Below are 16,509 nucleotides of genomic sequence, written 5' to 3'. Positions count from 1 at the left end.
GAGAGCGCTAAATACATTATTATCAATGATTTCTGGAAAATTGCCAGAGCATCAATCCTCCGGCGCCAAGGGCCCCGACTCCCACCACAGCTCGCTTCATTGAAGATCGGACCTCGGCCTCCCGCTGCCGGACCGTCGCCGTTTCGGGATAGGGTTCGCCTTCAGAATCGCTCGCGCCGCATGGGGCCGACTCGATCGCCATCTGCAAGACTTCCGCGAAATGCAGCGCGCGCCGCCCGGTTCCCTGTGCGATTTGCTCGCGGCAGCTGAATCCATCGGCAATGATCAGCCAGTCCGGCGGCGCCTTTCGGACGGCGGGCAGAAGCTCTAACTCGCCAATCGCCGCGGAAATCTCGTATTTGTCATGCTCGAAGCCAAAGGACCCTGCCATGCCGCAGCATCCCGGTGCGGGCGCGTGAAAGTCGATGCCGATCCGGCGTAGCATCGACTCCTCAGCGGTCATCTTCATGATGGACTTGTGATGGCAGTGTCCGTGCAACAGGGCCTTCCGGCTGAACTGCGGCAGAGGAGAATTCCCGCACCTGGCGTCGAGAAATTCGCTCAACAGAAAGGTCTGCCGGGCCAGCTTCTGCGCTCGCTCATCGTGGGGGAACAGGTTGAGCAGTTCGTCGCGGAAGATGGCGACGCAGCTTGGTTCCAATCCGATGACTGGGATTCCCGCTTCAATCTCAGGCGCAAGCGCGTCGAGGATATCGAGCAGTAGAGATTCGGCCCGGTCGAGCATGCCAAAATCGTAGAGTGGCCGCCCGCAGCATAAATTCGCCCGTGGAACCATGACGCGGAAGCCGGCGGTTTCGAGAACTTCGACCGCGGCGCGGGCCGTCGCAGGCAGGAAGTAATTGTTGAATGTGTCCGCCCAGAGGATTACGGGAGCGCCATCACGGTTCTCTCGGCCGGTCTGACGTACCGCTGAAGCGCCGCTCTTCCGCCGGTTCTTCCACCCGCTTGTCCGATGCTCTTTGGTTCTACGGAACCATTGCTTGAAAGTTTCCGGGGCGAAGGCGGGGATACTTCGCTGTTTCGGAATTCCCGCAACCAGCTTTGCGATGTCGCGCAGAAACGGCAACTGCGTCGTGAGATTGACGAGGCCGGGAGCGTGCGACGCCAGACGAGCCCATACATCGATGTTGCCAAACGCATAGGCGCTACGCGGGCGCACCCGGCCTTCGTAGTAGTGGGAAAGGAATTCCGCCTTGTAAGTCGCGACGTCGACACTAACGGGGCAATCGCTCTTGCATCCCTTGCATGCTAAACACAGATCGAGCGAGTGCTTGACCTCTTCGCTGCGCCAGCCATCCCGAATCACCGCATCTTCCCGGACTTCTCTTGGGACTGGGCCTGGGAATGCGCCCTGCGTCATCTCCCATAGCAAGTGCGCGCGGCCGCGGGTCGAATGCTCCTCTTCGCGGGTGACGCGATAACTGGGGCACATCACGCCGCCCTCTTCGCGGCGGCACTTGCCCATGCCCACGCAGCGCAGCACCGCATGCGACAGACTGCCGTGATCGTCGGGAAACTGAAAACGAGTCACCGGCTCCCACGGAGCGTAGCCGGCGCCCAGCCGAAGATTCGCATCGAGCTTGTTCGGTCCGCTTCCCGCCGGTCCGATCAACTTGCCCGGATTCATCTTCCAGTTCGGATCCCATGCAGATTTGAACTCGCGGAACGCCTGCATCAACTCCGAACCAAACATTTTCGGCAGCAGCTCGGCCCGCGCCTGCCCGTCGCCATGTTCGCCCGAGAGCGATCCGCCATAGCTCACGACGAGATCGGCGGCATCTTCTACAAATCTGCGAAATTTCGCAATGCCTTCCTTCGATTGCAGGTCGAAGTTCAGCCGCGTATGCACGCAGGCGTGGCCGAAGTGCCCGTAGAGCGAGCCTTTATAGCCAAAGGCGTCCATCATTATTCGCAGGTCGCGAAGGTAGCCGCCCAGCTTTTCGGGAGCCACCGCCGCGTCCTCCCAGCCTTCCCAATTCAGCGGTTCCCCGGGCACATGCGAAGTGACACCCAGGCTTGACTCGCGAATCTCCCAGATGCGTTTAGCTTGCTGGCCGGCAAATAGGCTCATCTTCGGCGGACTTGCAGTGTGTGAAAGTGCTTCACCTAGTGCACGCGCCTGCGATTCGGCCTCCGGCAGCGTCTGCCCGCCGAACTCGACCATCAGCCAGCCTCCGCCCTCGGGAAGCATTGCGACTCCTTCCGTGTTGATCCCCTTGGTGCGCGTGTAGTAGATGAGAAGATCGTCGAAGCCTTCCAGCCCGATCGGCCGATGCGCCATGATTTCCGGAATATGATCGGCGCACTGAAAAATGTCGGGATACGCCACCACCAGCAGAACGCGCTCCGGGGGACTTTCGACGAGGCGGCAGGTTGCCTCGAGAACTGTGGCACAAGTTCCTTCGGAACCGACCAGAGCGCGCGCCACGTGAAAGCCATTCTCCGGCAGCAGGTAATTCAAGTTGTAGCCAGAGACGCGTCGTGGGATGTTGGGGAATTTTTGGCGGATCACGCTTCCGTATTGATCGGCGATTCGTTTCAGGGAGTTGTAGATTTGATCGCGGCGGCTGGAATCGTGTGCGGATGAAGCCGTAACGCTGCCAGGCCGGGCTTCGCCCGGCCGGGCGGACGAGGCGTCCGTCCCTCCACGAGCCGGGCCGACTTTCAGGCGCGTGCCGTCGTAGGTGACGACTTCGAGTTCTTCGATGTTGTCGTCTGTTTTGCCCGCCATCACCGAGTGAACGCCGCAGGAGTTATTGCCGATCATGCCGCCGATGGTGCAACTGGCATGGCTTGCAGGATCAGGCGCGAACGTGAGGTGATGTTTTTCCGCTGCGGCGCGCAGATGATCGAGCACAACCCCAGGCTGCACCCGGGCGATTCGCTGAGCCGGATCGATCTCGAGAATCTTATTCATGTGCCGGGAAAAATCCAGCACTACAGCGGCGTTGCAGCACTGGCCCGAAAGGGAAGTGCCGCCACCGCGGCAGAGCAGAGGCGCGCCGAATTCGCGGCAGATAGAAATCGCGGCGAGTACATCGTCGGTGTCGCGCGGAACGACCACGCCGATCGGGATCTGGCGGTAGTTGGAGCCATCGGTGGCGTAGAGCGCGCGGCTGCCCGAGTCGAAACGAACTTCGCCCTGAAGCTGCGAGCGTAGAGCCTCGGCCAGCCCCAAGGCGCCGGCCGTTGAAACCTTCAACTGCGGGGCTGAAACGGAATCGTCCACTCTCTCGTGCATGAGCCGGTTGCGCTGGTGAACTTCAGTCGCTGGACTTTTTGGTTACGTTGCTGATCGTGATTTTGGTGGTGTCGCCGTGGGCCTCGAGGGCGATCGTGATCATGTTCTTATGGTCGTTTGAGATGACGGTACAGCGGTTCTGGTCGGCGGATGTCGTCATCGCATTCGGAAATTTCGATTTATAAAAGTCGCAGACTTTGTCGAGCGCATCGCCGCTGGTGAAGCTGGCGGTGACGGTGCGAACGTTTCCAAAAGTCATCGTGGCATTGCCGTTCTTCTGAGCCTCCGCGCCCGGATAGATATCCACGCCCAAATCTTTGGCCACCTGGGCCGGGTCTTTGGAAGAGTTGACGCTGCCGAAGGGGGTGTCGATTTTCACGTCCTCGCCATTCTGCGAAACGTGGGCGCTATGGGCAATGCGATATACGAAGAAACTGAAGGCTCCCACACTCAGGATGCCAAGGCCGACAATGATCGCGATCACGATGAGAACGATTTTGAGCGCGCCGCCGCCTCCGGTCGATGCCGGAACCGGCGCAGGTGCAGACGCCATTGGTGTTACGGCAGGAGCAGCGGGCGCAGCCGCAACGGCCGCGCCGCACTTGTTGCAGAATTTCGTCCCCGCATCCAGAGCTGCGCCGCAGGAATTACAGAACGCCATAAGTCACCTCTTGGAGGGTGTCTACAATCTCGACGCGCGAGTATACCGCAGATTGCAAGCGGAAGCAGCGATGGTTGCGGTCGAACTGCATCGCAGCGTTGTTTTCGTGATTTATAGAGCGCTTCGGTAACCTCTCCAGCGATTACCGCTGTGACATTTACCGGCCTCGCCGGAGCCCGTACCTTGATGCTCATGCGCCACTCTGCTGCGGTAATCTGTCGCGATAAACGATCTCTCCAGACCATGGAGTCGACCCTCGAACAACTCGATATCGAGATGGTGAACTGCCACTCGGGCCAGGAAGCGCTCGAACTGGTCATGACCGGTTGCGCCTCCACGCTGATCGTCGACTTTGATTTGCCGGGGGCGGAAGAAGTCATTCGCATGGCCGCGCTATTGCCCCCGGGGCAAAAGCCGACTTTGCTGGCGGTGGCGAGCCGCGCCTGGCCGGGCACGGGACAGGCTTTCCAATCGGGCGCCAGCCGCATCCTTTACCGGCCCATCGAGAGCGAGCAGCTCAAAGAGGCGCTGAAGTCCGAACTGAAGTCCGAGCTAAAGTCCGGCAAGAAATCCCACAAACCCAGCCGCCGCAAGTCCGACCGTTACGAAGTCAAGACTCTGGTCTATTTGGGTGTCGAAAGCGGAACTCTTTCCGCCGTCAGCATCGATATTGGCGAGCACGGACTGGCCGTTCAGGCCACCGAGCCGGTTCCCATGAGTTCGAACCTGGCATTTCGCTGCCTACTGCCCGGCACCGACATTACGCTGCAAGGGCACGCCGATGTGATGTGGGCGAGCGATCAGGGCCGCGCCGGACTTTTCTTTTCCAAGCTTAGCCCCGTCGCGCGCAAACACCTGAAGCACTGGCTCAGCAGCCGCAACTCTCACAGCAAAGACAAGAATAAGAATAACAAGAATAAAGACCAGCACGACCTGCGCGACCTGATGCCGCCCGCCGACGCCAACGTGACTTTTTCGGCTACGGAATAGGCCCTGTCCACATTCCTAGAAAATCCGCGTGCGAACGAATCCGATCGCGAGCGAAGTCGAAGCGCGAAGCCATCACCGGCTCGCCAGTCCCCCCGCGGTCTCTCCTCCATCCATCGTGTACACATGCCCCGTAGCGTACGCCGCGTCGTCTGACGCCAGATAAGCAAACAGCCCGGCAATCTCGGCGGGCGTCGCATGCCGCCCCAGCGGAATCTTCGCATTCACCTCCGCCAGCATGGCGTCGGAATATTCCGCCCGCTGCATCGGCGTCAACACATATCCCGGAGCCACGGCGCACACGCGCACCTTCGGAGCCAGTTCCAGCGCCATCGACCGTGTCAGCTCAATCACTCCGGCTTTCGTCGCGTTGTAGTCGGCGTAGTACGGATATCCCATCACGCCATTGGTCGACGCAGTTTGCAGAATCACGCCGCTGCCCCGTTTAACCGAATCACGCCCGACCGAAGCACGCTCGACGGGATCATGCTCGACCGAATCACGTCCGACGGAGTAACGCTCGCACATGTGCCGCGCCGCAGTCTGCGCAACATAAAAGACGCCCGTCAGGTTCACGGCGATGACGCGATCCCACTCTTCCGGAGTGATGTCGAGAAACTTATGCCGAATGCTGATGCCCGCATTGTTGACCACCACGTCGACGCCATCCATAACCCGGATAGCCTCGGCAAACGCAGCCTCCACCTGCATCAGGTCGGTAACGTCGGCCACGATTGCCGCGGTTAGGCCCGCTTCTCCGAGCGCCGCCAGTTCGTGCCGAATCTGCCCGCAAGCCGTAGCGTCGCGATCAAGCACGCACACCCGCGACCCCTCCTCAAGAAAGCGCGCAGCCGTAGCCGCACCAATCCCACTCGCGCCGCCAGTAATAAGAATGCGTTTGTCTTTAAGTCCTCTCATGACGCTAATCATCGCAGGTTTTGCGAGCGCCCCAAGCTTCAAATTGTCATTCCGAACCTCCCTCACTGACAGGTTGCTCAGTTCTCTTTGTAACTAAAAAAACGTCCAAGAATAATCGCGTCTCGGTTCCCCTTCGCCCTCTCAATCATGTCTGAGGCTTCCTCGTCGTAGTTGCGGCTTTCGTCCACTGGATGCGCTCCTTCAACCGAGATCAGGTGCCATTTGAACGACTCCAGATAGTGCGAGATTTTATCTCTTGCCATCTCGCGAGAATCGGCCCACGTCGTGACGTTCGCAAAAGCTTTTGTAGAGCCGGATGGCAGGTCGCCGGGTTCCACAAGCACTTCACAGGTAGTCATCCAAATAGTTTCCATATTGATCTCAGTCCTCGGGGTAGTTGTTATGGGTGCTGTTCGGCTTCTTGTTTCCTTCGCGATCGGTGGGATGGAAGTGCGGCTTGCCCACAGCAGGATTAGTGTGCTCAACCGCGCCTGAGCCCTGGCCCAGCGTCCTGTTTCTTGCGCCTTCGCGAGTATTGCTATTTGTCTCGTTGACCTGAGGCTTGCCGCTCGGCCCCCGCTTGTTTCCATGGACGTCCGTGGCTTGGCCGCCAGCTGTCACACCGGGTGCATCGGCAGCTTTTGGGCCGCCGCTCGTCTTCGCCTGCGGCTGATCTGTCGAACAGGTGCAGACGTTCGATGTGCCCGGACCGACGAGGTAGGCGAATGCACCGGCCACAGCCACTGTTGTTGATGTTACTGCACCTGCCACTGCGTCTAGAGCTGTGGTCACGATCTTGCCAAGGGCCGGCAGTTCTGGGGCAACGGGGAAGGGCATGGTGTTCGCATTTTGCGCCTGTCCTTGCGTATTCTGGTTTTGCTGCTGCGCTCCACACATCTGCTGATCGTGGGCGCAGTCATTAACCTGCCCATCAGGAGTCAAGCCGCCATTCGGAGCCGCCGTAGTGTCGCCATGACCGTCCAAATCCCCAAACGATTCTGGATCGTCCGCCACCATAGCATACAGGTTCAGGGTCTGCGGGTTGGTCAGATTCGCATACGGAACCGGCACGGGCACAGCCGACCAGTCCGAACTCAGCCAGCGGCCAAGGCGCGAAGAATAGTAGCGTGCACCAAAGTCGTCGTTTTGGGTTTCGGTGTCACGCTCCTTGCCTTCGAACTTGTAGTTCTGGGCGCAGCTGGTGGTATAGGCACGTTCCGCACCGAAGGGAGTGAAATCGGCGTCGTAGCACAGCGTCCCGTTCGATTGCACAATGACGCGCGAGCTGCCCAGCAGGTCTTCGGCATAGTACAGAGCGCTGCCTGTGGCCGGCACCATCGCCACCCGCTTGCCGCCGAAGAAAATGTATTCGTTCTGCGTGTTGCCTGCGGCATCGGTCTCGGCCAGAATTTTCCCAGAACGGCAAGGACCCGCCACACACCGGCGCGCCCAACACCCAAACCCACAGCTAAAAGAAAAACTCCCAGAACACCCCGGCAACCCGAGCACCCACCCCGACCCTCACCCGCTCCCGGATCACTCGCCCTGGCCGCCCGGAAACGCAACCGGCAGCTACTCTACTCGGCGGTCGGATCGCGGACGGACTTACCGCCCCAGTTCGATCCAAGGCCGCATGTCAAACCAAGTGGGCGACCTCCACCGAGAAACCCTTAAGTCCGGCCTCTTGAAGCAGGCGATACATACGCTGCGAAACGATGATCAACGGCGTCGGTCTGAGAAGATTCCGACCTTGTCCGAAAAGAGCGCTCGTAATCGCGATGTCGGAACCGTCCCATGCACTTCTTTGCAGGTAGATTTCTGACAGAAACTCCGTCACCACCGAGTGCCCAAGCGGACATCGCCAACTGATCTGCGACGGGCTAAATGGATCTCGGCCAAGTCTCGTACTCTCAGCCAGTTCTCCCGCCTTCCCGGTGACTCGCAGTTGGTACCAGTCCATCGACTTCTTGGTGGGATTCTTGAACTCGAAAATCGGCCGGAACTCCGCTCCGGCCAGTTTGTTTTCGGTGAAAGTTCGAGCGAACTTCGAAGAGACAACCCACTCCACCCAGGCAATGGTTTCCGAGATGTCTTTGTGCTGAGGCACGCGGCGAAGGTCGAGGATCAAGTCCGAAACCTGGCGGCCCCAGTTGCAGTGATTGCAGAGAGTCTCGTAGATCGTGCCGCATTCTTCCCCAGACGGCTCGAAGTGAGATGCAATCGTGAGCCGGAGAACCTCTGCATTTTGCAGTTCGGCCTTCGTGTACTTCCGAAGGTACCAGCCTATGGTGAAGTCAGAGAAGCCACGCTGCCCTTGTTTCCTTCGTGCGTCGATAAACTTGCGGATTTCTTCGAACTCGGGCGAGTTCGAAGGTACTCGTACCTCGACGCATTCTGTCCCTTCAACAACCGCTCGACCAATCGGCTTTGTGGCCTCCGGGAACCGGGACTTCAGAAACGAAACCAACTCTTCCTGCCCTAAGGTTTCTGAAGCCCTCACATTTACGTATTCGGTCATTCGGCGCTCTTTGGTCTCGGCAATGCTAGATGCGTTCATGGCGTTCCTAAGGGAGCGGATACTTCGAGTAAACCTGCTGGAGGATTCGCCCCACTTCCTCCGCTGTGCGTTGTATCTTCTGTCCGTACGGAGCGAGTGCTCTGAACTCGTTGGTGATCAGTTGGTGGTAGGCGGCAGGTATGCGCGCAGTTGCCCCGTCTTTCGCTCCTCCCAGATATTGAGGAATGATGTGGTGCTCTTGGAACTTGCCGGCCAGTTTGGGATACAGCTTTTCTGCATCGGCGGTTATAGTCCCGATCTTAGTTGCGGCCTTCTCCTCGCCAGCACCGGTAAAGAAGCTGGCTATGAACACGCCAGCCATCGCGCTCTTCTCACCAGAAGTGGAACCTTGGTATTCCGACATCTGTCCAAACTGGAAGCTCGTGAAGTTGGAAAGCAGCGCGTCAATTGGCTTGTTCACGGTGTTTGCTGCATCTATGACCGTGTTAGCAACTTCTTTCGCTCCGCCGACAACGGTGTCCTGGACAACCTGCACCACCGGATTTTGCGCCTGCGCGTTCTGATTCTGAGAGGTCTGGTTTTGTTGCTGCGCTCCACACTTCTGCTGATCGTGGGCGCAGTCATCGGCCTGCCCACCAGGAGTCAGTCCGCCATTCGGAGCCGCCGTAGCGTCGCCATGCCCATCCAAGTCCGCGAACGACTCCGGATCGTCCGCCACCATAGCATACAGGTTCAGGGTCTGCGGGTTGGTCAGATTCGCATACGGCACCGGCACGGGCACCGCCGACCAATCGGAACTCAGCCAGCGGCCAAGGCGCGAGGAATAGTAGCGTGCACCAAAGTCGTCATTTTGGGTTTCGGTGTCACGCTCCTTGCCTTCGAACTTGTAGTTCTGGGCGCAGGTCGTAGTGTAAGCGCGCTCTCCACCGAAGGGAGTGAAGTCGGCGTCGTAGCACAGCGTCCCGTTCGACTGCACAATGACGCGCGCGCTGCCCAGCAGATCTTCGGCATAGTACAGAGCGCCGCCTGCGGCCGGCACCATCGCCACCCGCTTACCGCCGAAGAAAATGTATTCGTTCTGCGTGTTGCCCGCGGCATCGGTCTCGGAAAGAATTTCCCCTCCCGAGCCATACCAATAAAGTTTGCTGCCGACCTTGGCAACACGGCGTCCGTCACCGTCATAGGCGTAGGTAACACCAGCGGCACTCTTAAGCTGACTCTCGCCGTCCCAAGTGTAAGTGTAGCTGCCATCGCTCTGTGTATTGCCGGAGGCATCGTAGGTCAAGCCGCTGATGTGGTTGTATGCGTCGGCAGTGACAAAGCCCATCGTCGCCTCGGTGCAACTGTTGTAGGTGGGTGACCATCCAGCCTGGGAAAGCAGATTCCCCCAGGCATCGTAGGAATATTGAAATCCCCAGCAGTACGTGCCGGTGGTTGACGAGGTCCCTGCGGAACTGATCCGGTTTAGCTGATCATACGTATATGTTTGGGTGCGGCTGGAGTTCAGATTATTCGTGATCTGGTAGACGTGCCCTGCGTTGTGGCTCGTTGAGAGGGCAAAGTTGTAAGTAATATCGATGGCGGTGCCCGCTGTGGACGACGCTTTGATCTCGCTTGGCTGCAGCCGGTTGGTGAAGGTTTCGAGAGTATTGAAGCCGGTGAAAGATGTGGTTTGGCCAATGCTCAACGCATAGATGCTGCCTTGCGGCGTGTAACAGACGGCGCTCGCCGTACAGTTCGTACTGCCGGGCGGAGTCTTCCAGCCAGTTGCGTAGGTAATCCCGTTGGAAGCGTCTGTGGCGTTGCTTGGCCGGTTGGCCGAGTCGTAGCTGTAGTTAATCGTTCGTCCCGTGGGGTAGACGATCTGGGTCACGTTGCCCGCGAGATCGAGATAGTAGGTAGTGGTCTTGGTGATGTTGCTGGGAGAACTGTTTGTAGCGCGCTGCTCGCGGTGGATGCTACGGTTGTTAGCCTTGTCGACCTGATAGGCCCACGCCTCGGAGCCGCCGCCGTCGGTCATACCGGTGCGATGTCCGATATTCTGGCAAGCGGTGAGGCTGAGGCAGTTTGTGCCATCATAGGTGAATATGAGCGCCGGATCGCCGTTCGAATAGGTGACTCCGGTTTCGCGATGCAGTTTGTCGTAGGCATAGGTCGCCGTGATAGCGCGCGCGTCTTTCTTAGTAAGCACGGTACCGTCAGGGTTATAGGTGTAGGTAATCGAGCCCACTTCCGGATTGCTCGAGGTAAGCAGGCGCGACAGTGAGTCGTAGGTGAACGTGCGCGTGTGAGAGCCGTTCTGCACCACCTGCTTGAGATTTCCGAGGGCATCAACTGTGTAAGAAGTGACCCAAATGGGCTCGTTGGTCCCTGTGCATCCCGTTGAGAGCACGGTCGCGGTGGCGGAATTGGGCTCATCAACCTCAACGAGGTGACCAAGGCCATCGACGCGGCTGCGCCGCCACTTGCCAGTGGGGTCGGTGACAAGTGTGTTCGCGCCACAGTACGCAGTGGTGATGGTAGAACCATCAGGAAGGGTTTCCAGGGTCTTGCGACCCAGCGGATCGTACGAGTACGTTGTCGTGCCGGGGCTGCTCGTGGCATCGGTGCCGGTCCGATACGGATTGGAAACAGACGCAACCCGCCCGAGCGCGTCATAAGTGTTGTCGATGTAAACGATGCCTTGCGGGTCAGAAGTGTGCTGAGTCTGGCTGGTCCGTCCCAGGCCGTCAAACACGGTGAGAGGGATGGTGTTCTGACCGGTATTGATCGTGGAGGTCAGGGTCGCGGTGAATGGGTACGTCGATTCCTGGCGGGTGATTGTGTCGAGGGCATTATCAGGGTGATTGGCCTGATACAAGCGCCACATTGAGTCGAAGGTGTAACTCGTGGTGAGTTGATTGGGGTCCGTCGTCGATGTTTTGAGACCCGTATTGAAGTCGTAAACGTTGGTTGTCTGTTGTTGCAGGGCGTTCGTGACAGTGGTGGGAAAAGCTCCAGCGTAAGTCGATGAATAAAGATAGCTGGTGGAATTAGCGCAAGGGTCGCTAGCTGCGTTGACCATGCCAGTGTCGAAGAACGTCGTTTTGCTGATGAGGTATCCGCCGGAACCGCCGGAACCGCCGCCCGGGCAGGTAAACGTCCCGGAGTTGAGCCACATGTGAACCGAAGTGCGATTGCCTCGGTAGCTTCCGCCGGGCGGATTGGAATCGTGCTGGGTCGTGATGCCAGAAGAGGATGGGGTGTTTTCGTCGTAATTGTAGGTCGCGTAGGAGAGCTGGTTGGCGTTACCGTCCGACACCTGAACGCTGCTCACCAAGTTGAGCATGTTGTTATTCAGGTAGTTAGAACTATTCTGGAACATGTAACTGGTCGCGGTCGAGCGCAGCTTAGGGTAGGTGCCATTGGTAGTGTAGTCGGACTCGGCCTCTGAGATGACTTTGCCGTAAGGCCCGGTGCTATTTTGAGCCGCATTGTAAAAGCTGAATCCGCCGTCGTAAGTCTTTGTAACTTGACTCGCCTGACCATTCGGCCAGGTCGTTGTGATGCTAGTGGGAAATGCGGCAGCCGCGTCACCGGCGCCGTAGTCGATGATGTAGTTGTACTGAGTAGCAACGGTCTTTAGCACGGCATTGTTGGCCTTTGGTCCTAGAAAGAATTGAGTACTGGTTTCGAACTCCGTGCCGCTACCCGCTAGGGTGAATGTGTGAACAGTATCATTCAGAAGAGGATCAGTGACGGTTGTGGTGATCGGGCTGTTAGGATTGTAGGCATAAGTCCATGTGTGGTTTCCGGTCCCGTCGTTTGCGTTTACGATGCGACTGGCTGCCCAGCGGCTACCAATATCGTGGCCGCCCGTCAGGGTGCTGTACGTGTAGGAGATTGTTCCGCCCGTGGGCAGGGTGATCTTGGTCAGACTACCGTAATTAACCGGAAGGTTCTTATACGATGTTCCGTCCACGTCGTTGTATTCGAAACTCCAGGCAGTGTTGTTTGCGAGGAACACGACGCTCTGAAGCGTGTTGACTCCATGCGGGTTGCCGGGGTATTGGTTGACTTGTTCAGTGTCAATTGTGAGGGGCGGGATATTTACAGTTACCAGGGCATAGCAAAACTTGACCTGAAAACTCCCTCCGTTCAATCCCGGCAACGTCCACACAGTCGCAAAGTTGATGGGCAGAAGCGTTCCGCCCTGCGGGCATGAGCTTGAGTCACTGGGCGGGGATGTTGTGTTTGGAATGGAGGGGATGTTTCTCCCCATAGTGTCGATGATGCCACCGGTGGCTCTCGTCACCTGATTGCCGTTTGGGTCTTCTTTCCACACGGTTGGAACGCCGGACGCTCCGCCTTGATAGTATTTGACCCCTGCGGCGTCCGTAGTGGTCCAATTGCCCGAACCATCGACCGCAAAGCTGTACCCTGTCCCGTCTATGGCCCGGAAGGCTGCATTCGTCAGAGATGTGTTAGTTGTTTCCCAAACTCCGCTTGTCTGCCCTACCAAGTGGGAGGTTCCATCGGACCCAAACAGTCGCCCGTAGTAGTAATAATTCTGCGTTCCTCCAGGCAAGACGTTTCCTTTTACCTGTACCACACCGGCACCGGGTGCCTGGTCGTCCACCGCGAATACAGTAGCACTCACTCCTGCTCCCGCTTGAGATTTTGAGCTACCCGCGTCCCATTCGTAAAGGCACGAAACATCCGGCGGCGGGGTGCAGATTTCTTGCACCTGTAGAGCGTTGCTTCCGTTGACGAGTGAAAAATTTTCCTTGAGCAATCCGCCACGCTGAGGATAAGAGATTAACGGAACGTGAACCGAGACTCGACCGTTGGATAAATTGACGCTGTCGATATCACCGCCGTGATAGGACTGATAAGGAATGGACCCCAGTTGATCGGCCAACGTTTGGGAAGGCCCAGTTTGTGCGACGGCGGTTAGCTGAAAGCTTCCAGCGAATACTAGCATCGCGAATAGAGCTGTGCCGGAACACCTAAATGGAGTCATTACCATCCTTCTTAAAAAGAGAGTGACGATGCTACTTGGCGAGTTGCGAAAGCATCGAAGCAACGGTGCGGTCACAGAAGTACCCTCCGTCGATTCGAATCGACGCAATGTTCTCAAACATGTGGGGAAGCGGCGAGGAAAGATTAACGGAACTGAGATCCGCCGCTCTTATTGGCCGACCCTGTTCGCCGATTTGCATGGAACGATAATGGGAAGAGGCTGTGGATGTCAACGGCTAAACCTCTCTTGGGCCCCCATATTCTCGATTGACCCCGTTTGACCCTTCTTTTCTCGCGCCTGTAAGATCAGGAGTTAATCTTCCGCTGGCGGATTCTTCTGGGTCGAATCCTGTCATCGCGCACTATTTCAAAGATGCCTCACGAATTGCCCAAAGCTTACGAGCCGGGCGCGATTGAAACGCGCTGGGCCGACTATTGGATCAAAGAAAAACTCTTCTCCGTGGCCACGCCGCCGCCGAGCTTGTCCGAAAAAGAGACCCGGCCCGTGTTCACGCTGCTGCTGCCGCCGCCCAACGTTACCGGGCGTCTGCACATGGGCCACATGCTCAACCAGACGCAGATGGACATTATTGTGCGCTGGCATCGCATGCGCGGCTTCATCACGCTGTGGCTGCCGGGGACGGATCACGCCGGTATTGCCACACAGATGATGGTGGAGCGCGATCTCGCCAAAGAAGGCAAGAACCGTCGCGACCTGGGGCGAGAGAAATTCATCGAGCGCGTGTGGGAGTGGAAGAAGCTCTACGGCGGCGCGATTCTCGATCAGATGAAGCGCCTGGGCGCGTCCGTCGACTGGGACCGCGAGTACTTCACTATGGACGAACATCTCTCGTCCACGGTGCGCGAGGTGTTCGTTCGACTCTATGAAGAAGGCTTGATCTATCGCGGCAACTACATGGTGAACTGGTGCCCGTGGCACGAGACCGCGATCTCCGATCTGGAAGTGAAGCACGAAGAGGTGTCGGGGAAGTTGTGGGAGATTCGCTATCCGGTGGCGAGCGGCTCTTCCGTAGGAAAACAGGAGTTCATCACCGTGGCCACTACGCGGCCAGAGACGATGCTGGGCGATGCGGCGATTGCGGTGAATGCCAAAGACGAACGCTATACCCATTTGCACGGCAAAAAAGTTTTGCTGCCGCTGATGAATCGGGAGATACCGATCATCACCGACGAACTGGCGCAGCCCGAGTTCGGTACCGGCGCGGTGAAGGTCACTCCGGCACACGATCCCAATGATTTTCAGGCAGGCCTGCGCCACCATCTGCCGCAGATCAATGTGATGGATGGACGCGCGCGCATGAACGAGAACGCGGGCCGATACGCCGGTCTCGATCGATTCGAAGCGCGTAAGCGCGTGCTGGCCGACCTGCAGCAGCAGGGATTTCTGGTCGGCGAAAAAGATCATACGCTCGCGTTGGGAAAGTGCGAGCGCTGCGGAACCATCGTCGAGCCGCGCGTCTCCGAGCAGTGGTTCGTGAAAATCCAGCCGCTCGCCGATCGCGCCAAGGCCGCGGTGGAGAGCGGCGAGATCACGATCGTCCCGGACAACTACCGCACTATCTATTTGAACTGGATGAACAACATCCACGACTGGTGCGTGTCGCGGCAGTTGTGGTGGGGGCACCGGATTCCGGCGTGGACCTGTGAAGGTTGCAAGGAAGTAATCGTGGCGCGCGAAGCGCCGACAACGTGCACCAAGTGCGGCGGCGCAAAGCTGGAGCAGGTTCCTGACGTGCTCGACACCTGGTTTTCGTCAGGATTGTTGCCGTTTACGACGCTGGGCTGGCCGGGAAAGACGCGCGATCAGGCGGTGTTCTATCCAACCACGCTACTGATCACCGCGTACGAGATTTTGTTCTTCTGGGTGGCGCGGATGATCATGTTCGGGTGCCACTTTATGCAGGACCACGAGCAGGATCCCGCGATCAAGAAAGCCAATGGCTGGGCGGACAAAAAGGACGACAGCGTGCCTTTCCGCCACGTCTACATCCATGCACTGGTGCGCGACGCGGACCGCCAGAAAATGTCGAAGACCAAGGGGAACGTGATCAATCCACTCGATATCATCGAGCGTTTCGGCACCGACGCAGTGCGCTTTACGCTGGCTGCGATGGCCGCGCCGGGCACCGACATTGCGTTCAATGAGAGCCGCACCGACGGCTACCGGGCTTTTGCGAACAAAATCTGGAATGCGGCGCGGTTCATGTTCATGAATGTGGATAGAGTCGAGCCGGGCCTGCGGCCCGGAGGCGGACAGGAGTGTCCGCCCTACACGAGGAATGCGACTCTCGAAGATCGATGGATTCTGTCACGCTTCAATCGCGTTGCGGCCGATGTAAACGACACGCTCGCGGCCTACCGCTTCCATGAGGCCGCCAATCGCATCTACGATTTTTTCTGGGGCGAGTTCTGCGACTGGTACCTGGAGTTGATCAAGCCGCGGCTCATGTACGACGAGGGAGGCGACAAGGGCGCAGCACAGGCCGCTTGTGCAAATCTCGTCAATTTGTTCGACGTCTCGCTGCGCCTGCTGCATCCGATCATGCCGTTTATTACTGAAGAAGTCTGGCACGCGCTATACGACGGAAAGCCGCCGTACAAGTCGATTGCCCTGGCGAGTTATCCGCAAGCGGATGAGACACAGTTCGATATGGCTGCGGAAACCGAAATGGCGATCTTGCAGGACTTGATAGTAACCGTCCGCAATGTGCGCGCCGAACTTAAAGTCGAGCCCAAGCTGAAAGTGCCGGTCGAGATTTTCGCGCCGGAAGCGGGAATTCGTAAAATGATCGAACAGAATCGGGGTGCAGTCGAGCGCCTCGCGGGTGTCGACAAAATTATCTTTGCGGAAAGCTCGCTCTCCAACATGCCCGCGGCCCGCAGTTCCGCTCGCTTCGATGTGCATGTGGTCTACGAAAGAAAGATCGACGTCGCCGCCGAGTGCGACCGCCTGAAGAAGGAACTGGAGAAGATCGAGAAAGAGCTGACCAACAATCGAAAGCAACTTGGCAACGAGCAGTTTCTTTCGAAGGCTCCCGAGAAAGTAGTGGACGGACTGCGCAGGCGAGGCCAGGAGCTGGTTGTACTGCATGAGAAGTCGCAGAGTAAGCTGAAGGAACTAAATTGTTGAATGTGAGGACA

Annotated in this window: 9 protein-coding genes; 2 read left to right on the top strand and 7 right to left on the bottom strand. The window is 58.0% G+C overall.

Annotated features, from left to right (window positions below):
• Window positions 1–22: 22 nt before the first annotated feature.
• Together VGM18_13325 and VGM18_13320 are read right to left on the bottom strand one after the other, a co-directional pair.
• Entirely contained in the window at window positions 23–3,262 is a 3,240-nt protein-coding gene (locus VGM18_13325) for an FAD-linked oxidase C-terminal domain-containing protein (protein HEY3973981.1), read from the bottom strand.
• A gap of 22 nt (window positions 3,263–3,284) precedes the next feature.
• Window positions 3,285–3,923 carry a zinc ribbon domain-containing protein gene (locus VGM18_13320; GenBank protein HEY3973980.1) on the bottom strand — a complete coding sequence of 213 codons (639 nt, stop codon included), beginning with the start codon at window positions 3,921–3,923 and terminating at the stop codon, window positions 3,285–3,287.
• A 243-nt stretch (window positions 3,924–4,166) separates the two neighbouring features.
• Here VGM18_13320 and VGM18_13315 point away from each other — a divergent pair, with 243 nt between their 5' ends.
• Entirely contained in the window at window positions 4,167–4,913 is a 747-nt protein-coding gene (locus VGM18_13315) for a PilZ domain-containing protein (protein ID HEY3973979.1), read from the top strand.
• Window positions 4,914–4,985: 72 nt separating this feature from the next.
• Here VGM18_13315 and VGM18_13310 read toward each other — a convergent pair whose 3' ends face one another.
• The 5 genes from VGM18_13310 to VGM18_13290 form a co-directional block, all read right to left on the bottom strand.
• Window positions 4,986–5,828, bottom strand: a complete 843-nt coding sequence (locus tag VGM18_13310) for an SDR family oxidoreductase (protein ID HEY3973978.1) — start codon at window positions 5,826–5,828, stop codon at window positions 4,986–4,988.
• A 77-nt stretch (window positions 5,829–5,905) separates the two neighbouring features.
• Complete coding sequence (locus VGM18_13305; GenBank protein HEY3973977.1) at window positions 5,906–6,202, bottom strand: hypothetical protein; 297 nt, start codon at window positions 6,200–6,202, stop codon at window positions 5,906–5,908.
• Window positions 6,203–6,209: 7 nt separating this feature from the next.
• Window positions 6,210–7,265 (bottom strand): RHS repeat-associated core domain-containing protein, encoded by a 1,056-nt coding sequence (locus VGM18_13300; protein ID HEY3973976.1) that lies wholly within the window; start codon window positions 7,263–7,265, stop codon window positions 6,210–6,212.
• Window positions 7,266–7,464: 199 nt separating this feature from the next.
• A complete protein-coding gene (locus tag VGM18_13295; protein HEY3973975.1) occupies window positions 7,465–8,385 on the bottom strand; it encodes a hypothetical protein in 921 nt (306 codons plus the stop codon).
• Window positions 8,386–8,392: 7 nt separating this feature from the next.
• Window positions 8,393–13,309, bottom strand: coding sequence for an RHS repeat-associated core domain-containing protein (locus VGM18_13290; protein HEY3973974.1), 4,917 nt, complete (start codon window positions 13,307–13,309; stop codon window positions 8,393–8,395).
• 411 nt (window positions 13,310–13,720) lie between these two features.
• Between VGM18_13290 and VGM18_13285 the strand changes: the two genes are divergently transcribed.
• Window positions 13,721–16,498: a valine--tRNA ligase gene (locus tag VGM18_13285; GenBank protein HEY3973973.1), complete on the top strand. Its 2,778-nt coding sequence runs from the start codon at window positions 13,721–13,723 to the stop codon at window positions 16,496–16,498.
• Window positions 16,499–16,509 lie beyond the last annotated feature (11 nt).

It is taken from the genome of Candidatus Sulfotelmatobacter sp. (assembly GCA_036500765.1).
Taxonomy (GTDB): domain Bacteria; phylum Acidobacteriota; class Terriglobia; order Terriglobales; family Acidobacteriaceae; genus Sulfotelmatobacter.
This window is presented reverse-complemented; position numbering and strand designations above follow the sequence as displayed.